Genomic DNA, 22,505 nt, shown 5'->3' with positions numbered 1-22,505 from the left:
GTAGATGGGTATCTAGTAATTTTATAAGTTCATCCAAAGTTTCGACGACTCCGTTCTAGTTTTTATATTATTATTACCAAAGTCGGACTTGGAAATCAACTAACACTGGAAAGAACCATAAAAGTCTTGCAAAATACACCTGTTTGTCGCTACACTCCCGTGTAGCCAATATGCTTATTGTGAAGCATTTCTATCTATGAAACAAGAAGATTGGATTACAGCGCATGTTCATGCCTATAACTTTTTTGGTGGAGTAACTGAGATCTTAGTTCCAGATAATTTAAAAACTGGCGTAAAGCGGGCCAAACGTGGAGAGGCGGTTTTAAACGAACAATACCAAGAACTCGCGCAACACTATGGAACCGTCGTTATTCCAGCACGTGTTCGAACACCGAAAGATAAAGCGAGCGTTGAAGGAACTGTTGGGAATCTATCCACTTGGATTATTGCCAGTTTACGCAATGGGGTGTATTTCACGTTAGAAGAGCTGAATGTAGATATTTTCAAGAAGCTGACGGAATTTAACGAACGACCATTTACGAAGAAATACAAGCAAGGCAATCGGATTATCGCGTTTGAAGAAGAGGAGAAATTTGCCCTTCGCCCTCTTCCGCAAACGCCATTCAAAATGGCCACTTGGAAAATAGCAACGGTTCAATTGGACTATATGATTTCAGTAGATAGTATGTTCTACTCCGTTCCTTATGAATATATCCAGAATAAGGTCGATGTCCGTGTGACCAAAAACTTAGTTGAAGTCTTTTACAAAGATAGCCGAATTGCCTCGCATAAACGATTATACGGGAAATTTGGTCAGTTTTCGACCAATCGTGATCACATGCCTGATAAGCATAAGCTCTACGTGGATCACACGAAAGAATCGATTTTAGCTTGGGCTAAAAGCATCGGTGAGGCGACAACGACCATCGTCAGTTATATCTTTGATTCCACGCAAGCGGAGAAACAGGCCTTGAAATCCACTCTTCGACTTAAAAATCAAGGGAAAAAATATTCTAGTTTAGAGTTGGAGCAAGCTTGTACTGAAGCCTTACGGCTAGTATCCCACCCGACAGTGAGAGTGATTGAGACAATTTTGATGAATAATAAAAAGACTAACGCCACAAAGAAGTTGGATGTTCATAAAAAGAATAGCGACTACGGATTTACCCGTGGTGCCGATTATTTTGGAGGGAAGAACTAGATGATAACAGAAGAATCTAAACGAAAATTATATGAGCTAAAACTGAAAGGAATGGTTGAAGCTATTGAATTTCAAGAAGGGGATCCAAGTTACAGAGAACTTTCCTTTCAAGATCGAATCAGCTTAATTATCGATGCCGAATATAGTCGGCAAAAATCCGCAAAGCTTGAGCGGCTGATCAAAGCTGCGAAATTCGTCAATCGTCAGGCAGCGATCGAGGATATCGAATATCATACAGACAGAAAGCTAGACAAAGAATTGATCTTAAAATTGAAGGCCGGAAAGTATCTTCAGGATCACCATAACGTCATTTTGATGGGCGCTTCAGGAAACGGTAAGACTTGGATAGCGAATGCCTTTGGCATAGAAGCCTGTCGTCAAGGGAGAAAAGTACGCTATATTCGTCTCCCAGAACTCTTGGATGAATTGACTATTGCAAAAAATGAGGCGGACGGAAGCTTCAGAAAAATCTTGAATCGCTATAAAAAAGTGGAATTGCTTATCTTAGATGAATGGCTGTTAACGCCTCTTACATTGGAGCAATCTACTTACCTTTTGGAATTGGTGGAAAGCCGACTGCAAGTTGCGTCAACGATCTTTTGTTCACAATACTCCCCAGAGGGTTGGCACGAAAAGCTAGGAAACCCACAGATTGCGGATGCAATTTTGGATCGAATCGTTCACGACTCTTATCCGATATTGATTGATGGTAAAGTCTCTATGCGAGAAAGACATGGACTGGTGGCGACCTTATGATGATTTCCGAGACAACCTATCATCGGATTACCGATTTTTATTATCGAGTAACCGCCTCAGAAGAATTGATAACTACTATCGAAGAGGAGCTTCTTCAAGCCATGTGGGATAGTGAGGAACAAATAACCGAAGATGAATTGGTTCAACTGGCCTTTGAATTGATACGAAAGGAAATACACTAAACGTGATACTTGGTGCCTCCAGCAGCTAGCCAATAACGTTAAATCTGTTGGAGGTATTCAACTGGTCAATTTCTTTGCCGAAGGTGGCTCATTTTAATGCCGGAGGTGGTCAATTTTTGCGCAGAGGTGGTCAATTTTGAATGCCGTATTCACACAACTTCGCAAAAAAACCTTCAAGGATGAACTCTTCAACCATCGCCAAATGAATAATTAGTATTCTAGGACCAAATATTTATTTTTTATTTAGAAAAAATCAGAATATGCTTCAATCAATTTTCTATTAAAAAGGATTTTCTTAAAGCCAAATTTAACAAATTACTTTTTAATAGAATGATTTTCTGTATGGAGATAACTCTTTAAATATAAAAGGATAGCTCGAATAAACTAAAGTATGTAAACAAAAAAGATAGAAGTTATTTCAAATGCATTTAAATTGCTAAATATCTTGACGCATTATTGACAATAGACTTTTAAATATAGTTTTACAGATAGTGATATTTTAGATAAGCAACTTTTACCAGTATCGATTAAATCGAAAAACTCAACAATCTAACTCTGAATTATCTAAATACTATTAAATGACTCTTTATACTTTTAGAAAGTATCTTAAAAAGGTTACGCCGACCTTGATTCGGATATATCAAAATTGACCATTGAAGTTTAACTATAAATCATATCAAAATTATCGCTCTGGTTTCATAGATAAGTTGCTAATCACTAGGTTTTTAGTTATTATACATTTACTTTCAAAACTATTATTAACGTTGCATTACGGATTTTCTCTATCAAAAAAATATCACTGAAATCAACCACAAAATGGAGGTCAGGCAGCTAAAACTGCATGACCTCCGATAACTATATTCTAGATTTCTTTTTACATCATAAATTATAAAGATACAATATCTTTGTTAAATAAGATCACTTTTAAAAGTACTTTATTTCATGATTTTTTTACGCACATAACTCATTATCACGAAACTAATCTTTTTCTTTTTTCATCCTCAAATCTTCTTTAATTTGAGTAGAAGAAACTTCAGGCGTACGAGTCAAATAAACCACTTCTGCATCAGTTTCTTCTGCTACAAAATCAAATTTTCCCAGCCAATCATCTCCCATGATAAAAGTATCTACATGGTAGTCCTTAATATCTGTAACTTTTTGTTCCCAACCATTTTCAGGAATTACTAAATCAACATATCTAATTGCTTCTAATAAATGTTTTCTTTTTTCGTAAGAAAAATAGCACTTTTTTTGTTTTTCATTCCAATTAAATTCATCGGTTGATAATGCAACTATCAAGTAATCTCCATACTCTTTTGCACGTCGTAATAAATTTATATGTCCATAATGCAATAAATCAAAAGTTCCATAAGTAATAACTCTCTTCATCTTAAAAATCCCCCTTCCTTTTTTTCATAATTCTAATAAAACCAGATCTTGATTTAAAAAGTTGACCACGAAAGTTAATACATCATATAATACGAACAATATATATTTTAGCATGTAAATAGGATTATTGAAATATCCTCACAGCTACATAGTACTTTGAAAACAAATTTAATAAGTCAATTCTAGAATGATTAATTTTTTAAATCATCGTTAATTATTAGTTAAAGGATTTCCTAAATTCAATAAGCCAGTTAGTTTGAAAATCAGGATACCAGTATACAATTAATATAAGATATACTGTAATTATAAAATTTGTAATCAGTGAAACAAAAAGGATTTTATTCATAAGTTTATTATTTATTTTCCCTTGAATACTATGATTAAATGAAATAAAAAGAGGAGTAAAATATATTAAGAAAGGAGTAAAATAGCGCCCCTGTGCTCCAGTTGAATATTGAGCATTTTCCCCCAAAATTGTTTTTGTCCAAGAAAAGTACATTCCTCCAATAACTAATAGCATTTGAAGAGGAAAAATTAACGATGACGTTACAACATAGCCCTTCTCAAAGCACCACCCATACTCCTCCTCATTGTATGCACCAATCATCAAAACAGTTAGAACAGAAATATCTATAAAAAACAGCCACAAGGGGAACTGCATATGAAAATTTCCGATAAAGCCAAATATCCCAGCACTTACCAGTGGATTTAAGGCCTGATTGACAGAATTATTAAAAAGGCTATTCAAAATTATTTGAACAAAATGTGTAATTCCACCTTTACTCTTAAAAAATATGCTAGCTATAAAAAGAATTATTATCACTGTAAGCAAAATAAATCTGTACTTTCTTTTTTTACAGTATTCATAGAAAAATGTGATTTTTTCATTCAACTGAGTAAAATTATCCGAAAATTTCAATCCAATAAAAGGTAAAACAATTAACATTGACAGATTGTTTAATTTTGTAAGGTACAGCCCAATAATTGAAAACAGTAACATAAGAGTATTTTTCAAATTTAAACTTTTACTTATAGTCAAATTACTTAATACTGCGAAGAAAAAAGCAACAGCCACAAAATTGAACACATCATACGACAGCGACGCTGCTTGCTGAATCGAAATAGGTAACAGAGAAGTAAAAACTAAAACGCGTTTCCCGTATTTCATATACTTAACAATAAAAAAAATTGATAGTATATAGAATAGCGCGTTTATCAATCTTCCACATATCATTATTACGCCAATAGAAGGATAAAGAAATTTTCCTAATAGCATCCCTAAAATTTGAGGAGTATATTGTAGTTTATTCTTACTGATCGCTAAATCAAATTTTTCATTACTCAAATTTAATTTTTTATGAAATATTTTTTGATATTCATCTTCATCAATTTTTTTGTCTTTTTCAACTGCCGTTCTCCAATCAAAAGAGTCCTTTTGATCAGAATAAACGGTTCTCCATGCATTAGTAGCATGTGTGCTTTCATCAGGCACACGATTTAGTGGCATAATAATTATCATTATCCCAATAAAAAGTGTAGCCAAAATCAAAAAGATATTTTCACTTTTCCAGTACCATTGAAACCTTGTTCCCCTTGAATTTATCGCGTTCTCCAAACAAATCTCACTCCTATAATATGCCTCTGATAATAATTAAAAAGAATGTAACGAAAAATCATCCATAACCACTTAGTAATCATTAGGTATCTCAAATTTTGAAGTAGCCCTTAAAAAATTCTCATTAAAATTCGGATCTTTTTTAGCATAAGATGCCCAACGAAAACTGAATAATTTTTCTGATTCTTTAAACTCATCACTCTCTCTGTGCTCCTCATCAAGATGTCCTACTGATATAGATTCATGATGTATTAATTCAACATCAGATAAATAGATATTTCTATACCCTTTTTCTATTACTCTCAAACATAAATCGACATCATTGAAAGTCACTCTAAAGTTTGAATCAAAACCCGAAACTTCGTTAAAAACACTAGTTCTAATCATCATACAAGCAGCTGTAACAGCTGTAATGGTATGTGTAAAGTTTGTATAGTACCTTTGAACATTAGTAGTAATATCTGCACCTAATATTCCATTCATCAGATTAGTTGCGACACCATTAACACCTGTAGCAATTCCTGTATGCTGCAAAGCTCTATGCCCAGGATACCATAATTGAACACCAACACAGCCCACATCTTTCTGCTGTGCCGCTCCCAACATTAATTCTAACCAGTTGCCTTGTATTATTTCAGTATCATTATTTAACATAACTAAAAAACTACCTTTTGACTTAGCAGCACCAAAATTACAAGAATTAGAATAACTAAATATTTTTTCCTTATATTCAAAAACTCGGAAATTAGCATATTTTTCTTTTGCAATATTATACCAAGAGAGCACTTTTGAATCCCTACTACCAGTATCAACAATAATTACCTCAAAATTTTTATATTGTGTTCTAGAATATAAAGAATCTACGCAACGCTTAAGTATCTCATATTGATTTTTATTTGGGATTATTATAGATACCAAAGGTTTATCATTTACTGCTAAATGTACATCATACGCACTAGGTGCATAGACTTTAGGTGTAACTAAAATATCGTCCCTGTGGTTTCCTAACATCTCCATATGCTCAATCAGTAGTTCTTTCTGTTGAATTAAAAGTTTTTCGGTATTAAAGAGTGTTCTATCAATTCCACTATTTGCAACTCTCCAACTATACAATACTTTCTCTATATGGTAGATTGATTCCCTATCAAAATGTCTACTGACCCATAAGTTAACTGCCCACTTTTCAGCTTCATATTCATACGCTGTGTGCAACTTATAATTCTTCAACAAGTCTCTTTTCCATAAAAAACCGTGCCCAATATAATTTATTGATAACAAGAAATCTAGATTCCAATCTGGTTTAAAGAAAGGATCAAAATGATTAAATCTTTCTTCATTTAAAACTTTGTCCTCATCACAATAGATAAATTTTACCTCTGGTCTATTATGAATTACTTGAGCGAATTCATAAAATGCATTCGGCCAAAATAGATCATCTTGTTCTAGAACAGTAATGAACTCTCCTTGAGACACTTCTACTCCACTTTTTACTGCTAAGCTAAATCCAAGACCTTGAGAAAAATTAATAATTTTTATCTTTTTAGACAATACACTAATCTTGTTTAGGAGTTCTGACACTTCCTTAGTAGTTGAATCATTCACTAAAATGAGCTCAAAGTAAGGATACGTTTGTCCCAAAACCGATTCAACAGCTTCAATAAGATTTTTAGGATTAGGATTATGAATAGGAATAATCACGGAAATAAGATTCGGATTGTTAATACTTTCTGATTGATGTTGCTGTTCCAATCTTTCAATAGAATCTGGATAATTTTTTAAAACCCATTTTTTATAAGTATCATGCTGATTTAAAGAAAAATCAACTTCTTTCTCAGAAAAAGCATTATCACAACTTATAGCTACTCCTAATCTATCCTTTTTTTTTTTCTCTACTGGATACAGTTCTAAAATTGCCTCTTCTTTTTTGTCCCATGTATAACTTTCAGCAGTTTTTCTTCCACCTATTGATATTTTTTGAAATAGAGCATCATTTTCAGATAATTCTTCTATTAACTCAACAGCTTTTGTAATGTTTCCAGAAGGGTATGTCAAACAATTTTCCTTATCCACCAAATATTCTGCATTTCCATCATTAGGAACTACAACAGGAACACCACCTGTTGCCATCATTTCTAATGGCGGATAAGAAAAACTTTCAAGTAAACTTGACTTAATCAAAATATCATGATTCGCATATACTTCTCCAACTTTTTCAGGTGATATTTTATTGTAGAAATAATCGACATGATACCAATCTTTAGGTTTACTTCGATAAGATAAATAAGAAATCTCATATTTATCAAAATCAAGTTGTTCAACAACTTTAAAAGATTCATCGACTTTTTTGTAGTGGTCCTTACTATCTCCTTCAATTAAAATCTTAATTTTTCTTCCAGACAGATTTCTCTCAGTGTAATTGAAATTCTGAATATCAATTCCATTAGAAGCGTATTGAGCATCTTTCCCAAACTTCTCTTTTAACCATTTCTGACACCAAAGAGACATAGTCATATAATTAACATTCTGATAGGTTGCGTAAGTTGAATTTGCCATTTTTCTTCCCGTATCACCATATTCCATGAACCCTGTTTCAAAATTTTGAACAAAGTAGCTTACACGTCTTTTATTCGGATAGCTATTAATATAAGAGGGTAAAGTGGACCACAGAGTTGCAACCATGTTATCAAAAAACATTAATACATTATCTTTATACGGGGCTAGAACATTGTAACGATCACTAATATCCCTACTAGTTGTTGCATTTTCAGCATTTACTAGGTCTATTATGGTTACATCATACCCGTTTTTTAACAGTATATCAGCATGCTTTAAAACTACATTAACTCCTCCACTTATATCAGATGTTGGTAAAACAAAAGCTATACTTGGAGATAAACGCTCTTCAATAAAATTAGATAATCCATATCCACTTGAGATTGTAGTATGTTTATTAATTACTTCATTAAAAGCTGCCTCGGCAATACTATTTTTTAACTCTTTGTCTTCAATTAGCGATTTAATTGCTAAAAACCAGTCATCCGAATTCGTAACCAGCAACCCTGTTTTATTATTTTTAATAACTTTCTTAAAAGCACCTATATCACTAGCTACGGTAACAACTTTTACTAAAGAAGCCTCAATCCATTTATTCTCAGACTTTGCTTCATTGAAAATACTGTCTACTAGTGGTGCTATATTTACATCACAAGAAGATAATTCTAAAGGCATTTTACGCCAATCCATAAACGGAATAGTGATAATTCTATCTTTGTATTGTTTCAATTCGTCAGGAATACTCAATAGTCCAACTACTTTTAAATATACTTGTGGATATTCACTCATTAAATCTATAATTGATTGCTGTATTGATTCGAAATCCTCGTTGTGAGTGATACTGCCACTAAAGTAGCCAATTACAAATTTTTCCGAATCTTTTTCAACTTTGTTTAGTGCTTCTAAAGATACCCTTATCATTTCATCGCTAGCAGTATTTCTATTAATGTAAACTTCTTTAAGTCCATAATTTGATAGTTCGGATTTCAAACGTTCAGTAGTTACAATACCATAATCACTTAATGATAAAGTTTCATTCATCCTCAATACACCATCATCATAATGTGATTTATCTTGCTCATCCATTTCTGAGACAAACTTTATTGTATCCGTATATTTTTTATCTATAACGAGATCATCAATATCAAAAAAACAAGTCTTATTCATTTTTTTTGCTTTAACGATGAACTCTTTAATTGTATTCGTAATTGGACATCTAAAAAAAACAAAACCACGGTAATACTTCAACATATCTAAAGTCAAGTCTTCATAGTAAACTTTATCAGCAGTCATCCCATTTGAGGAAAGTTGTTCCATTTGATGATCCACACGATATCGTTCAGGATGAGGTAAAGTTGTACCATTAATAAACAAAATATCCAGAGCTAAATTCTTTTCCTGAATTGGGATTGGAAAAGCTTTTCGATAAACATGTTTAGCGGAAAGCTTAACAAAACGTTTAAATCCTTGTTCTTCAATTACTCTTTTAGATTTTCTTTTAATATCACTAAATTTACTTTGCATGCCATAATCTCCTAGCTCTAATGGAAGTTTTACCTAATCTATATGATCAGTCCAACGGTGTGGTAAACCAACTAACCCCTCGACATCGTATTTTCCAACAACGAACATTTTAATTGCTTTTGATTTGTAAATAAAAGGAACTTGCGCATTTTGTTCGAATAATGCTACATCAAAATAATACTCACCATTACCTAAAAACATCTGTTCATATTCGATATAAAAAGTATTTTTTCCTTTTTCCCAGGGAATTTTAACACCCTCATAGCGAGTATTAGGCCCCATAACATAATCATTATTTACAGTCCGAATAGCAACCCCTAATACAGGATCCTTAATACTATCGTCAATCACCGTATAATCAACTCGAACATAACAAAACTCATCTCTTTGAATCTCATCTGTATTTTCGTGCTTCGAGTTGTATAATCTAGCATGATCCAATGTTACGATTTGAGAAACATAATCTACAGAGGTAGATACTTCTTCATCAATACTATGTCCTAAAGAGATTGCTGCTTTTCTCTTTAAATAATTATCATATTTTTCTGTTACAGGTAAAGTATCTCCTTCCTCGATTACTTTCCCTTTTTGAAGCCAATAAACTCTATCACAAAATCTGCGTACAGCATGTATATCATGAGAAACAAATAAAATCGTTTTCCCTTTTTGTCTAAATTCAGTAAATTTTTCCATGCATTTCAATTGAAACTCAGTATCTCCAACAGCTAATGCCTCATCAACAATCAAAATATCCGGATCGACTGTTACAGCAATTGCAAACCCTAATCTCACTAACATCCCACTTGAATAGGTCTTAACAGGTTGATATAAATGTTCTCCTATATCCGCAAACCTTATGATATCTTCAAGTTTTTCTTCCATCACTTCTTTTGAAAAACCTAATACCATACCATTTAAAAATATATTTTCATAGCCTGTGTACTCAACATTAAAGCCGCTTCCTAATTCTAAAATAGCAGAAATTTTACCATCAATTTTTAGGATCCCCTCGCTAGGAGTGAGTACACCAGTAATTATTTTTAATAGCGTAGATTTTCCTGACCCATTTTCACCAATAAATCCTACCATTTCTCCTTCATTAACTTCAATATTAACATCATTCAATGCATAAAAAGTATCATGATATTGTTTTTTGAAGGGATTTAAGGCCTCTTTCAATCGGTCACTAGATTTTTTATACATTTGATATGTTTTTGTTATATGGTCTAATTTCATAACCTGACGATTTTTGTTTACCATTTTTTTCTCCTAACAACTTTTTTGTTCATCAAGATTCTTTCATTATACTCTTACAGGACATCAGAAAAATGAGGTCGTAATTTACGGAAAATAATGATTCCTATAAATGCTAAAATCAGCGTTACTATCCAAAAATAAACTGTCCCAGCTGGATGTTCCCAAAACCAGGCCGTACCAAATATTGAGTCACGATAACCTGTAACTACATAATAAAGTGGGTTTAACTTTAATAAGAAAACTATTTTAGGATAACTTGAAAATTGATTTATGCTATACAATACTGGGGTTGCCCACATCAGTGCTTGCATAATTACTGCAATAAATTGAGAAATATCAGGAACAAAAGGTTGAATACTTGCAGTAATCCATGTTAATGCTGTTAAGAAAGCCATCAAACAGAACATGTAATAGATTATTTGGACCAAATAAGCAGTCGGATAAAATCCATATAGCGCACAGAGAATGACCGCCACAGCACAAAAGAAAAAATGTAAAAAAAGATTCGAAAACAGTTTTACTGTAGGTAAAATTTTAATGTTAAAAACTACCTTTTTCACTAAATAACTGTACTCTCTAAAAACGTTTGTCCCGCCCATCAATACATCTTGAAAATATAACCATGGCACCAATCCAGTGATTAAGAATGCCACAAAAGGATATTTTCCGTCTGTCATTGCTGCTTTAAATCCAACTGCAAAAATGAACCAATAAGTAAATACTGTAACAATCGGATTCAAAAATCCCCAAACAATACCTAAAAAATTTCCTGCATATTTCGCTTGAAAATCATTTTTAGCAAATTGGCGTAAAAGATCTCTATTCTCAAATATATCGCTAAACATTGTAAAAATTTCTTTTATGACTAACTTAACTTTTAAATACATTTTTCTCTCCTTGAACATTAGTCTTCTCTATATACTACATTTTATTTTTAAATCACTTTTTTTGTGGACTACTCTTTTAATGGAAACTCATTATTTCTAAAAGGATCCATGAAATTTTGTTTGTTATTATTAGGTAAAAAAGCTCTTTTATTAATTCTTTTCGTCATGTACTCTTCTGTGGTTTTTGAGATAGAATAGTATTCGGGATTGCAGACATTCTCAAATCCTAAATTTCGAATCCCCAAGAAAAACTTTACTATACTTTCAGTTTCACTTAAGTTTTCATCAAATCCACCCAAATTATTATAGATATTTTTTTTAAGAATGAAACTGTTTGTTTCTCCTATAGTTATATTGGTAGGAATAATTAAACGACCAAAATACCCTTTTGAGTAACTCTTAACACCTTTATTAAATGGAATTAAATATAAATTCGTATTTATATACCAACCGGAAGACAAAATTTTTTTCCTTTTGTCGATAACAACTCCGCTAACACTTCCCACGTCACTCAGCAAAGATATTCCGATGCTTTTTTTTAGACAGTTTTGACTTGGGATATCCAGAGAGTCATTTAAAAAAAATAAAAGCCTACCAGTCGCCCTTTTGGCTCCTTTATTGTATAACGATAATAAACTTTCGTCTTTCACATATAGAATCTCTGTCTGTATATGCAGGTTTTCTATTAAATAACTTTTTATAATTGAGCGGAATTTAGAAAAACGCTCTGGCAATATTAAAATTAATTCTAATACACCTTTGTCACAAATTTTTCTTAAATTTTGAAGTTTATTTATAATAGACTTTTCGTCATTTCTCAAAACATATATTATTGTAACAGTATCTTCATTTTTTACTGAATAATCAATTTGATAAAATCCTGGTCCAAATCCATCCTTTACTACTCCTTCAATACCTCTTCTATTTAATGCTGCTTGAAGGGCCTTTTTTCCTGCTTCATTTGCGTAATTCTTAGCGGAAGGTGTACTAGCTGTTGAAGATGACGTAACTCTCCAATGATACAATACTTTAGGAATATGAAAAATATTTTCATTTTTTATTTTCTCTGTAAACCTCAAAACAAAATCATAATCTTGCGCCCCTATATACTCATCTCTTAGACCACCAATTTGATCAACAATACTTTTCCTAAACACACTAAAATGAGAAGTATAATTTGTAGCTAATATTAGTTGAGATGACCAATCTGGTTTAAAAGCTGGATCAAAGTACTTCGTTCCTTGGACTTTATCCTCATCGCTATAAAGAAAATCATATGAAACGTTTTTATTTAGAGCTTCAATTACTGATGAAAGTGCATATTTTGATATCAAATCATCATTATCCAAAAACGCTATAAATTCACCTTTTGCTATTTTTAATGCTGAATTTGTAGCTTTACATATATGACCATTCTGTTTTCTGTAAACTACACGAATTCTCGTATCTTTATTTTGATAATATTCTAAAACCGTTTTTACATCTGTGATTGTTGATGCATCATCAGCAATGCATAGTTCCCAATTAGTATATGTTTGATTGATGACTGATTCAATACAATCAACTAACAAATTACGTTCTACATTGAAAACTGGAACAACTATAGATATTAAAGGATTATAATCAAAGTGTTTCTTTGTAAGCTCAATAGAGTCACGCTCTTCTCTCCAGTTACTATAGACTTTATTTTGTTTTCTTTTTTCAAAGAACCTATGAATGTTTCTACTTAAACTATTTCTATCTAGACAAGTATTTAAATAATGGTTAACTTTCATATCGTTGTAAAACCTCTATCATGTATTAATCGCTCTTTGGTAAATCAATATTCCAATTCTACATAAACTAAAATAGAAAAGCAAGAAACCCTTTGAAAACCCTAATTTCACTCTCTTCTTCTTACAAATATCTTTAAATTTCAAAAAAAATTTATCAAGCATTTTTCGTGAAGTAATTAATAATCTATTTAAAGAAAAGTAGATATTGATAATCACATAATACAGTTTAAAAAAAACAAAAACGTACTAGTCAAAATATTAAAAGTTTTTCACTTAAACGAATTGTGAAAAAAATAAATAAATGTGAGTTTTCCATAGTTAAACTTCCCTGTAAGAATTTGTTTACAGCCTCGAAAGAACAATTGTTTACGATAAGCAATAAACAAATCACCTGCATACGATGAATAGTAAATCGCCTCAGCATGCATAATAGACTTATATCTTGAGATGTTCATCTGATCTACATAATTTAGTACAGACAACTCATGTTGTAAAGTAACATTCAAAATGAAGATTTTTTTTTGTTCTTTAAATACTTTCCAACATAGCCAATGATCTAAATAGTCCAATGGAAAATCTAAATTATACCCACCAATTTCTCGCATAAATGATACGCGAATAGTTGCTCCTGAGTTTATTACCATAACCATTTGAGAATATGATTGATTTTTTTTAGGTAAATCCTTATGTAAAGGGCGTAAATTATCACCGAACACAGGTGAAATCTGTTGATTTTGGTCTTTGACTAGTGGTGCTAATAAAACAATGTCGGAAGAGATATCATGATGTTTAACTATTTCAGTTAAATAATCTGCTGTTATAAGTGTGTCTTGATCCATCGTTACTAACCACTCTGTGTCATCGAAGCTTTGACTTAAAGTATAATTATATGCCTTAGCCAATCCTACATTCGTTTTACTATGATAATAAACAAAGCGCTTATCTAATCCTTCAGGTATAGTTGAAGACTCACTATTATCAAAAATTAGAATCTTTCTAATTTCCGGAAAAGCTCCCGAGGAGAGAAGTTTGTTTAAGCTCACGACCGTCGGTGACTCAGAAAACGTCATATTATAAAGAACAACCACTACTTCAAACAAACTTCTCACCTCTATCTTTCCCTATTGTTTTTCTTCTAATTCAAGAAAACTGGCTAATGCTTCTTGCCACGTTGGAATTTCAAAACCTAATGCTTTGGCTTTACTTAAGTCCATGATTGAATATTGCGGACGGGTTGCTTTCTGTGGATACTCATCAGAAGTCACCGGTGCAACCTCTACATTCGTATCCTTTAAAATTTCTTTTGCGAATTCATACCAAGAACAGCTATTTTCATTCGATAAATGATAAATGCCGAATGGTGCTTTCTTCTCGATTACGAATACCATAAATTCTGCCAATGTTCGCGTCCAAGTTGGTCGACCAAATTGATCATTTACAACTGTCAAGCGATCATGGGTTTTAGCTAATTTCTGCATCGTATAAATAAAATTGTGACCATAGATTCCAAATACCCACGAAGTACGGATGATATAATAATCATCCATCGTGTCTTGTACAGCTTTTTCGCCCAATAGTTTCGTTCGACCATATTCGCTTAATGGGTTTGTCGGATCGTCTACTTGATACATACCTTCTTTTTTCTTGCCATCAAAGACATAATCCGTACTGATGTAAATTAATGTTGCTCCAGCAGCTTTTGCTGCTTCAGCAACGTTTCGCGTACCTTCCACGTTGATTTTTTCGTCTAACTCTTTTCCTTCGTCCTCCGCCTTATCAACAGCGGTGTAAGCAGCACAATGATAAATAATTTCCGGTTTCATCTCCGTAATAAATTTATAAGTACCTTCTTTATCAGTAATATCGAGCTGATCAGCATCCGTTGAAAGATACTCAAGCTGCTTTTCATCTAGTAAATGACGAAGTTCTGTTCCTAATTGTCCGTGTCCACCTGTTATTAAGATCATTTATATCGACTCCTTTTCTCAAAAAAAGGCAGGGTATCCCTGCCTGATTCAATTAATATTATTGGCCGTTTTTGGCATAATTACTTTCAACAGCTTCTTTTTCTGCACGCCACCAAGCTTCATGTTCAGTATACCATTTAATAGTATCTTTCATTCCTGAACGGAAATCCGTGAACTCTGGTGACCAGCCTAGTTCTTCCCGCAGCTTTGTAGAATCAATGGCGTATCGTAAATCATGCCCAGCTCGATCTTTTACATGATCATAAGCATCTTTTGGTTGACCCATTTCTTCTAAGATAATCTCCATAACGGTTTTGTTGTCTTCTTCACCATCGGCACCGATCAAGTAAGTTTCACCAATTTTTCCTTTAGTTAAAATCAACCAAACAGCGGAAGAATGATCATTGGTATGGATCCAGTCACGTACATTCTTTCCATCACCATACAGTTTTGGACGAATACCGCTCAAAACATTCGTAATTTGACGAGGAATAAATTTTTCAATGTGTTGATATGGTCCATAGTTATTGGAGCAATTTGAAATCGTTGCCTGCAGCCCGAATGAACGTACCCAAGCTTTTACTAATAAATCTGAACCTGCTTTGGTTGATGAGTAAGGACTTGAAGGATTGTATGGCGTTTCTGCTGTGAATTTTTCTCCTTCGCCTTCACCATGTCCTGGTAAGTCTTCTCTTAATGGCAAATCACCATAAACCTCATCCGTTGACACATGATGATACCGCACATTATTTTTTCGACATGCTTCAATCAATGTATAGGTTCCAATGATATTCGTTTGAACAAACGGAAATGGATCTTTCAATGAATTATCATTATGAGATTCAGCTGCATAGTGAACAACCGCGTCTGTTTTTTGAACTAAACGGTTTACCAATTCTGCATCAGCAATATCGCCCACTACTAATTCTACTCGGTCTTCAGGAAGACCCGCTAGATTTTCCTTATTCCCAGCATACGTAAGTTTATCTAAAACCGTTACGTGGACATCTGGATGATTATTTACTACGTAATGAACAAAGTTAGAGCCGATAAAACCTGCTCCACCAGTTACGATAATATTTTTCATCAATTATCTACCCCTTAAATTTCACCATAAACGAAAGGATTTTCAGCTTCAAATTCTTTCAAGGTTGGTTGTTTTGCATCTTTTTCTGATGTGATAGCTTTTTCGATAGCAATCGGCCAATCAATCGCTAAATCTGGATCTGCAAATGAAATACCGCCATCCGCCTCTGCATCATAGTAATTGTCGCATTTGTACATAAAATTGACATTTGGTGTTAATGTAACAAATCCGTGAGCATAGCCACGAGGAACTAACAGTTGACGATGATTATGCTCAGAAAGGATGTAGCCTTCCCATTTCCCGTAAGTCGGACTGCCTTTGCGGATATCAACGATGACATCAAGAACCGCACCAGTGACAACACGAATCAATTTCGTTTGTGCTGACTTTCCTTTTTGAAAGTGTAATCCGCGTAGTACACCCGGTTGTGTCGAAAGTGAATGATTGTCTTGAATAAAATTGAAATCTATCCCAGCTGCTTTGAAATCTTCGACTGAAAAGCTTTCTGTGAAAAAACCACGATGATCGCCAAAAACTGCTGGTTCAATAATTTTTACATCTGTTAAATTTGTTTCTGTTACTTTAATTTTCCCCATGCTTATTCCTCTTCTGCTAAACGTAATAAATATTGCCCATATTGATTTTTCTTCAACGGTTGGGCAAGTTCGATTAGACGCTCTTTAGTAATATAGCCCATTCGATAAGAAATTTCTTCCAAACAAGCAACTTTTAAGTTTTGACGTTTTTCAATCGTTGAAATAAATGTCGATGCTTCTAACAATGACTCATGAGTGCCCGTATCTAGCCAAGCAAATCCCCGACTCATCACTTCAACAGACAATTTATTGCGTTTTAAGTATTCTTTGTTCACATCCGTGATTTCTAACTCTCCACGTTCAGAAGGTTGGATATTCTTGGCAATTTCCACCACATCGTTGTCATAGAAATACAAACCAGTTACTGCATAGTGGGATTTTGGTTTTTCAGGTTTTTCTTCGATTGATACAGCTTGCATCTCATCGTCAAACTCCACTACGCCAAAGCGTTCTGGATCATTTACATGATAACCAAAAACTGTTGCTCCCTCAGTTTTCTTAGCTGCACGTTGCAGCATACGAGACAATCCATCACCGTAATAAATATTGTCTCCTAAAACTAAACAAACACTGTCGTCACCAATAAATTCTTCTCCAATAATGAAAGCCTGTGCCAAACCATCTGGACTTTCCTGAACGGCATACTCAATGTGAATTCCTAATTCATGTCCATCCCCGAAAAGATTTTCAAACCTTGGCGTATCTTGTGGTGTTGAGATAATTAAAATCTCATTGATCCCAGCCAACATCAATGTTGACATTGGATAGTAAATCATTGGTTTATCATAAACCGGCATTAATTGTTTCGAGGTTGCTTTAGTTAGAGGGTATAAACGAGTGCCGCTGCCCCCTGCTAAGATAATTCCTTTCATAATTACGCTCCTTTTTTATACATACGAACATATTATACCCGATGTTAGTTATCATAAGAATTGTTTTGTGATTTTTTTAGATTTCTTTTATTCTTTTTCTTATCAAACTCAATACTTTCCAACGCCATTTGATTTGTTGAATACGTGAAGCTGTCGTTTCAATTTCTGATGCATTTAACCCATGACGCCGATAATAGACTAATTGATCAGGGATAAAGACCACCCCTTGATAATAGTCTGCTAATAAACCTATCCACATGTCGTGCATCGGTACATCTGATGGAATCGGCAAAATAATTTTTTTTAGCTCAGAGCGAAATGCCATGCCAGCACCAATATAGCTGCTCTTCACTAGGTTATGCCAAAATCCGGAGTGAGTATGACGCATCGCTTGATAAGAAGGTATCAAAACTTCAAAATCATTATCAACAATAATCAAATCAGAAATCACAGCTTGTGTTTGAGGATTATCAAAATAAGGCATTGTCTTTTTCACCTTATCCGGATGCCAAACATCATCCTGATCACTTAAAAAAATAATTGAGTGCGTACTTTTCTCAATCGCATTGGAAAAATTAGCAATCAAGCCTTGTTCATTGTTTTGGAAGAGTCTGATTCGTGGATCCTTTGCTTTCAATTCTAATAAAAATTCCCACGTTCCATCCGATGAATGGTCGTCGGAAATAATCAGCTCATCATGCTCCGAAAGCTGTGGGAAAATGCTGTTCAATTGTTCTTCAATAAAATGACGTCCGTTGTATGTGGCCATACAAACGGATATCCGCTCCTTAGATTGCTTTAGCATCCCCTACCTCCAAATTTAAAAGAATTGCCAGCCCCATTTTTGAAAGTATTTTCTCATGGACTGTAAAAAAATAAAAAATAATTTCTGGTTTTTAACTGCTCCACGCTCGTACAAATGGACAACTGAAAATTGCGGACTATATAAAGACTTGTAGCCAGTTTGTTCCATTTTACGGCAAAGATCATTATCCTCGAAATACATAAAGTAGCGATCGTCAAAACCATTGATTTCATTGAACTTGGCTAGGTCTACCACCATAAAGCTGCCAGAAATCATTCGGACGAAGCTGTCTTGGTCATCTGGTAAGTCACGACATTCAAATTTTGCTAACCGTTTTGCAAACAGCCTTTTGACAAACTTAAACGGAATAAACCGAAGCATATAGTCAAAAACATTTAAATGACTACGAATTAGGTATTGTGTCGTTCCATCCTCATTCAAGATTTTGGGAGCTAAGAGTCCACACTTTGGATGCTCAGCTAAATGCTTAACCATTTCATTTAAATGATTTTCTGACAAAATAATATCTGGGTTAAAAATAATTCCATACCCGGAAACACCTAAGAGATTCGTATTATGTCCGAAGCCAAAGCCTTTATTTTCTTCATAAAAATCAATCGACACAAATGAATACTCAAGGTATTTTGCTAAACGTTCTTGGTATTTCGCTTCAGACGCATTATCAAAAATCTTAATTCGAACTGATGGATCTTTACCTAACAATTTGATTAATGAATCTAGACTTAAAAAAATCTTATCGCTGTTATGAGTCACGATGCTAACAGTCACATTCATATCATTTATTTCCATAAGGAACGTCAACACTCATTTCTTGAAATATTTACGCAATACCTGCGAACGGTACTCTTTGTTCCCAAAGAAACGAAAACTTTTTGTAATAATTCCATATTTTTCCGGAATCAACCCAATCAACTCTAACAGAAAAGTCAAAGCAAAAATCATCGCAATGATCAAAACGATCGTTCCCACTTTACTCGTATAATTCAATAGTAGAGCAGTGAAGGAAAACAATACGGCGATAGCATAAATTGTCAATACAGCTCCACGATGAGTAAATCCTAATTTTAACAGCCGATGATGTAAATGCTGTTTATCAGCCATCGAAATCGGCATATTACTAGTTTTACGGCGTACCATAGCAAAGAAAGTATCTGTTACCGGAACACCAAGGATAATCAATGGCGTAATCAAAGAGATAAAGGTAACATTTTTTAAGCCTTGCAAGGTCAATACAGAAATCATAAAGCCTAAAAATAAGGCTCCGGTGTCTCCTAAATAAATCTTGGCGGGATGAAAATTGTATGGAAAAAAACCTAGAATACTTGTAACTAAACAAAAAATAGCTAAAGAAATAAATACTTGCGATGAATGTAAAAAGAAGTATCCTATTAACCCAATAGTCGTTAAACTAATAATTGATACACCAGAAGCTAATCCGTCTAATCCATCAATTAAATTCATTGCATTCGTAATCCCAAAAATCCAAAAAAGCGTTACAGGTAAACTTAACCAATCAAGATTAATTCGACCAAATAATGGAGCAGTAAAGAAATCGAAGCGAATATCTGCGTAATAATAGATCACTAGACCTGCCAGTAAAATACCAATACTTTTTTGCCTTGGAGATAGTTCGAACTTATCATCTAATAATCCTGTGATTACGATGATTAACGTACCTAACAAAATTTTACTTATATAATCGAACGGAATCGCATCTCGAAATAGAATTAACGAAGAAATGGCAAAAGTAATAAAAATCGGCAAGCCACCAGCACTTGGCATTGGCACTTGGTTCATTCGACGAGCATTAGGATTGTCTACTAAACCAGTCTGTACTGAAATTATTTTAAAAATCGGAGTTAAAATCAACGCGATCAAAAATGTTAAAAAATACTTGATGATCAGTCCGAATGATACTAACATGTTGACACCTGCCCTTTTTACTAAAAAATATTATAAATGATTCAATATTCTTTACAAGACTCTGACAAAATCTTACAAAAAATATTGAGATTATTTTTTCTTTTTCATGATACGGTCTTTGAGTTTGTTAAACCATTTATTAACATGGTTCGACCCCTCTGTCACTTCTTGACCAGTACGATATTCCTCAATAGCTACATTTAATACCCCACCAAAAATAATGATAGTAGCGGAAAAATTCAACCAGAACATCAAAACAATAAAACTTCCAATAATCTGATAACCAGAAACACGCTGAGCAAAAGTTTGCGCGTAAATACTAAATCCTTGAGCTAAAACGATCCACCCAACTGTCGCAAATATTGTCCCAGGCAGTGCATATTTGATGCGTACATGAGCATTAGGAATGACGATATACAGCCCACCTAATATGATCAATAAGCCGATCAATGTTACCGGCCAGCGTAAAGCTAAAAAGGTATCAATAATATCTGGAGAAAAACGTAATAATTGCTGTAAAGCATCTAAAATCACTTGCCCCGCACTGAAAAATAGTGCAACAGCAATAATCGCCATCATTAATACTCCGACGATTCCCACCGATACAATACGACTGATAACAAAATTCCCACGATCCTCGACTCCGTATGCTCGATTCAATGCCGTTTGCAAGGCATTAATTCCACGACTAGACGACCATAACGCAGCTAAAACTGAGATGGAAAGCATCCCACCAGAACTACTCTCTAGCAAACTTGTGATCGCTGGTTTTAGAAAACTAAACACATTCGGAGGAATCGCCTCACTTAAATAAGGCAAGACTGTTTCTGGTGTAATATTAAAGTATGGCAACAAATTGCCAACAATGATTAGTATCGGAAAAAAGGACAGCAACAAATAATAGGCGACTACCACGGAGCGGTCGCCTATTTCTGTTTCTGCTAAGTGTTTCTGGATCGATTGGATAAAATCCATTAGTTTTTTATTATCTTTAATTTTATCTATTGGTCCCATAGTATCCTCATCGTTCTAATAAGTTCCTTCTTCACCTTGTGAAGTCAAGATTTTTGGCCCTTCTTTTGTAATTGCTAAAGTGTGTTCATATTGTGCACACCAACCGCCATCTTGAGTGTAGGCAGTCCAACCATTAGGATCCATCTTCATTTGCCAAACGCCGGTATTAATCATTGGTTCGATTGTAATAACCATTCCTTCTTTTAACCGCAGTCCTTTTCCAGCAACGCCATAGTGTGGAATCGCGGGCTCTTCATGGATTGTCGGTCCAATTCCATGACCCACAAAGTCACGTACTACTGAAAATCCTTCTCCTTCGGCATATGTCTGAATGGCATGACCAATGTCACCGATTCGATTGCCAACCTGAGCCTGTTCGATACCTAAGTACATCGCCTTTTTAGTTACTTCCATTAGGCGTTCGATCTCAGGTGATACTTCTCCAACTGCATAAGACCAGCAAGAATCGGACATCGCACCTTTGTATTCTACACACATATCAACTTTGATTAGGTCTCCATTTTTTAGAGGTTTTTTTCTTGGAAAACCATGGCAAATTTCATCATTGATACTGCAACAGGTTGCATATTCGTACCCTTCGAAGCCAATTTGAGCAGCTACACCACCATGACTTTCAATAAAATTTCTAACAAATTTTTCGATATCCATACTAGTAATTCCTGGTTTTATAAAATCCCGTAAATGACGGTGAACATCAGCCAATAACTCACCTGACTCATTCATCATTTCAATTTCGCGGGGTGATTTTAATGTAATCATTCTCTCGTCTCCTTATTTCTATTAATTATATTCTGGTGAAAATATTTTTATCGGTCATCCAGATAAGCTTAATTCTCTTGATTCGAATTATTGCGACCTTTAAAGTCTGTGAAATACTGGACGAACACCTTTTTCATCTTGTCCATTTTAACATAACCCTATTAAGCGAACAAATGGTTAGAGAGCAGTGATTTCCTTTTGATTTCTATTTTGATATAATGACCATAAATTTAGCTTAAAGCTAAGGATGTCCGTTCAACTTTCCATTTCTTTTTATTTTAACGAGATTAGAAGAATATCA

General features: G+C 34.0%; 19 protein-coding genes. 3 read left to right on the top strand and 16 right to left on the bottom strand.

The window, feature by feature from the left end; translation table 11 throughout:
• Positions 1–196: 196 nt before the first annotated feature.
• From KQI58_RS18935 to KQI58_RS18925, 3 genes are read left to right on the top strand one after another with little or no spacing between them, the layout of a single operon-like run.
• A complete protein-coding gene (locus tag KQI58_RS18935) occupies positions 197–1,201 on the top strand; it encodes a Mu transposase domain-containing protein (protein WP_253296032.1) in 1,005 nt (334 codons plus the stop codon).
• The gene (gene istB / locus KQI58_RS18930) at positions 1,202–1,957 is read left to right on the top strand and encodes an IS21-like element helper ATPase IstB (RefSeq protein ID WP_216410538.1); all 756 of its coding nucleotides are present in this window, start codon (positions 1,202–1,204) and stop codon (positions 1,955–1,957) included.
• Positions 1,954–2,139, top strand: a complete 186-nt coding sequence (locus KQI58_RS18925; RefSeq protein WP_216410537.1) for a hypothetical protein — start codon at positions 1,954–1,956, stop codon at positions 2,137–2,139. Before istB ends, KQI58_RS18925 begins: the two co-directional genes overlap by 4 nt.
• 978 nt (positions 2,140–3,117) lie before the next feature.
• On the opposite strand, the gene tagD is transcribed toward KQI58_RS18925, so the two are convergent.
• The 16 genes from tagD to map all read right to left on the bottom strand — a co-directional run bounded on the left by tagD (position 3,118) and on the right by map (position 22,204).
• Positions 3,118–3,528: a glycerol-3-phosphate cytidylyltransferase gene (gene tagD, locus KQI58_RS18920; RefSeq protein ID WP_216410536.1), complete on the bottom strand. Its 411-nt coding sequence runs from the start codon at positions 3,526–3,528 to the stop codon at positions 3,118–3,120.
• A 217-nt stretch (positions 3,529–3,745) separates the two neighbouring features.
• Entirely contained in the window at positions 3,746–5,143 is a 1,398-nt protein-coding gene (locus KQI58_RS18915) for a DUF2142 domain-containing protein (protein ID WP_216410535.1), read from the bottom strand.
• A 72-nt stretch (positions 5,144–5,215) separates the two neighbouring features.
• Positions 5,216–9,220, bottom strand: a complete 4,005-nt coding sequence (locus KQI58_RS18910) for a glycosyltransferase (protein ID WP_216410534.1) — start codon at positions 9,218–9,220, stop codon at positions 5,216–5,218.
• 33 nt (positions 9,221–9,253) lie between these two features.
• Positions 9,254–10,480, bottom strand: coding sequence for an ABC transporter ATP-binding protein (locus KQI58_RS18905; RefSeq protein WP_216410533.1), 1,227 nt, complete (start codon positions 10,478–10,480; stop codon positions 9,254–9,256).
• Positions 10,481–10,530: 50 nt separating this feature from the next.
• Positions 10,531–11,364, bottom strand: coding sequence for an ABC transporter permease (locus KQI58_RS18900; protein WP_216410532.1), 834 nt, complete (start codon positions 11,362–11,364; stop codon positions 10,531–10,533).
• 68 nt (positions 11,365–11,432) lie between these two features.
• On the bottom strand, positions 11,433–13,139 hold the full coding sequence (locus KQI58_RS18895) for a glycosyltransferase family 2 protein (RefSeq protein WP_216410531.1): 1,707 nt from the start codon (positions 13,137–13,139) through the stop codon (positions 11,433–11,435).
• Between the two features lie 269 nt (positions 13,140–13,408).
• Positions 13,409–14,239, bottom strand: a complete 831-nt coding sequence (locus tag KQI58_RS18890; protein WP_216410530.1) for a glycosyltransferase — start codon at positions 14,237–14,239, stop codon at positions 13,409–13,411.
• Between the two features lie 21 nt (positions 14,240–14,260).
• Positions 14,261–15,106 carry a dTDP-4-dehydrorhamnose reductase gene (gene rfbD, locus KQI58_RS18885; RefSeq protein WP_216410529.1) on the bottom strand — a complete coding sequence of 282 codons (846 nt, stop codon included), beginning with the start codon at positions 15,104–15,106 and terminating at the stop codon, positions 14,261–14,263.
• A 58-nt stretch (positions 15,107–15,164) separates the two neighbouring features.
• Positions 15,165–16,193 (bottom strand): dTDP-glucose 4,6-dehydratase, encoded by a 1,029-nt coding sequence (gene rfbB / locus KQI58_RS18880; RefSeq protein WP_216410528.1) that lies wholly within the window; start codon positions 16,191–16,193, stop codon positions 15,165–15,167.
• 14 nt (positions 16,194–16,207) lie between these two features.
• Positions 16,208–16,780 (bottom strand): dTDP-4-dehydrorhamnose 3,5-epimerase, encoded by a 573-nt coding sequence (rfbC, locus tag KQI58_RS18875; RefSeq protein WP_216410539.1) that lies wholly within the window; start codon positions 16,778–16,780, stop codon positions 16,208–16,210.
• 11 nt (positions 16,781–16,791) lie between these two features.
• Complete coding sequence (gene rfbA, locus KQI58_RS18870; RefSeq protein WP_216410527.1) at positions 16,792–17,661, bottom strand: glucose-1-phosphate thymidylyltransferase RfbA; 870 nt, start codon at positions 17,659–17,661, stop codon at positions 16,792–16,794.
• A gap of 76 nt (positions 17,662–17,737) precedes the next feature.
• Entirely contained in the window at positions 17,738–18,466 is a 729-nt protein-coding gene (locus KQI58_RS18865; RefSeq protein ID WP_216410526.1) for a glycosyltransferase, read from the bottom strand.
• A gap of 15 nt (positions 18,467–18,481) precedes the next feature.
• On the bottom strand, positions 18,482–19,276 hold the full coding sequence (locus KQI58_RS18860) for a glycosyltransferase family 2 protein (protein ID WP_216410525.1): 795 nt from the start codon (positions 19,274–19,276) through the stop codon (positions 18,482–18,484).
• A 15-nt stretch (positions 19,277–19,291) separates the two neighbouring features.
• Positions 19,292–20,410: a glycosyltransferase family 4 protein gene (locus KQI58_RS18855; protein ID WP_216410524.1), complete on the bottom strand. Its 1,119-nt coding sequence runs from the start codon at positions 20,408–20,410 to the stop codon at positions 19,292–19,294.
• Positions 20,411–20,500: 90 nt separating this feature from the next.
• A complete protein-coding gene (locus KQI58_RS18850) occupies positions 20,501–21,424 on the bottom strand; it encodes a YihY/virulence factor BrkB family protein (RefSeq protein ID WP_216410523.1) in 924 nt (307 codons plus the stop codon).
• 15 nt (positions 21,425–21,439) lie between these two features.
• Complete coding sequence (gene map / locus KQI58_RS18845; protein ID WP_216410522.1) at positions 21,440–22,204, bottom strand: type I methionyl aminopeptidase; 765 nt, start codon at positions 22,202–22,204, stop codon at positions 21,440–21,442.
• Positions 22,205–22,505: the final 301 nt, after the last annotated feature.

The sequence above is a fragment of the Enterococcus raffinosus genome (assembly GCF_018917525.1).
GTDB lineage: Bacteria > Bacillota > Bacilli > Lactobacillales > Enterococcaceae > Enterococcus_A > Enterococcus_A raffinosus_A.
The sequence above is the reverse complement of the archived record's forward strand: the minus strand, read 5'-3'. Positions and strand labels throughout refer to the sequence as shown.

What these genes read in the sequence shown, in the direction of transcription:
- KQI58_RS18935 (WP_253296032.1), top strand. Translation starts at nt 197, where the DNA reads ATGAAACAAGAAGATTGGATTACAGCGCATGTTCATGCCTATAACTTT.
- istB (WP_216410538.1), top strand. Translation starts at nt 1,202, where the DNA reads ATGATAACAGAAGAATCTAAACGAAAATTATATGAGCTAAAACTGAAA.
- KQI58_RS18925 (WP_216410537.1), top strand. Translation starts at nt 1,954, where the DNA reads ATGATGATTTCCGAGACAACCTATCATCGGATTACCGATTTTTATTAT.
- tagD (WP_216410536.1), bottom strand. Translation starts at nt 3,528, where the DNA reads ATGAAGAGAGTTATTACTTATGGAACTTTTGATTTATTGCATTATGGA.
- KQI58_RS18910 (WP_216410534.1), bottom strand. Translation starts at nt 9,220, where the DNA reads ATGCAAAGTAAATTTAGTGATATTAAAAGAAAATCTAAAAGAGTAATT.
- KQI58_RS18905 (WP_216410533.1), bottom strand. Translation starts at nt 10,480, where the DNA reads ATGGTAAACAAAAATCGTCAGGTTATGAAATTAGACCATATAACAAAA.
- KQI58_RS18900 (WP_216410532.1), bottom strand. Translation starts at nt 11,364, where the DNA reads ATGTATTTAAAAGTTAAGTTAGTCATAAAAGAAATTTTTACAATGTTT.
- KQI58_RS18895 (WP_216410531.1), bottom strand. Translation starts at nt 13,139, where the DNA reads ATGAAAGTTAACCATTATTTAAATACTTGTCTAGATAGAAATAGTTTA.
- rfbD (WP_216410529.1), bottom strand. Translation starts at nt 15,106, where the DNA reads ATGATCTTAATAACAGGTGGACACGGACAATTAGGAACAGAACTTCGT.
- rfbB (WP_216410528.1), bottom strand. Translation starts at nt 16,193, where the DNA reads ATGAAAAATATTATCGTAACTGGTGGAGCAGGTTTTATCGGCTCTAAC.
- rfbA (WP_216410527.1), bottom strand. Translation starts at nt 17,661, where the DNA reads ATGAAAGGAATTATCTTAGCAGGGGGCAGCGGCACTCGTTTATACCCT.
- KQI58_RS18865 (WP_216410526.1), bottom strand. Translation starts at nt 18,466, where the DNA reads ATGCTAAAGCAATCTAAGGAGCGGATATCCGTTTGTATGGCCACATAC.
- KQI58_RS18860 (WP_216410525.1), bottom strand. Translation starts at nt 19,276, where the DNA reads ATGGAAATAAATGATATGAATGTGACTGTTAGCATCGTGACTCATAAC.
- KQI58_RS18855 (WP_216410524.1), bottom strand. Translation starts at nt 20,410, where the DNA reads ATGTTAGTATCATTCGGACTGATCATCAAGTATTTTTTAACATTTTTG.
- KQI58_RS18850 (WP_216410523.1), bottom strand. Translation starts at nt 21,424, where the DNA reads ATGGGACCAATAGATAAAATTAAAGATAATAAAAAACTAATGGATTTT.
- map (WP_216410522.1), bottom strand. Translation starts at nt 22,204, where the DNA reads ATGATTACATTAAAATCACCCCGCGAAATTGAAATGATGAATGAGTCA.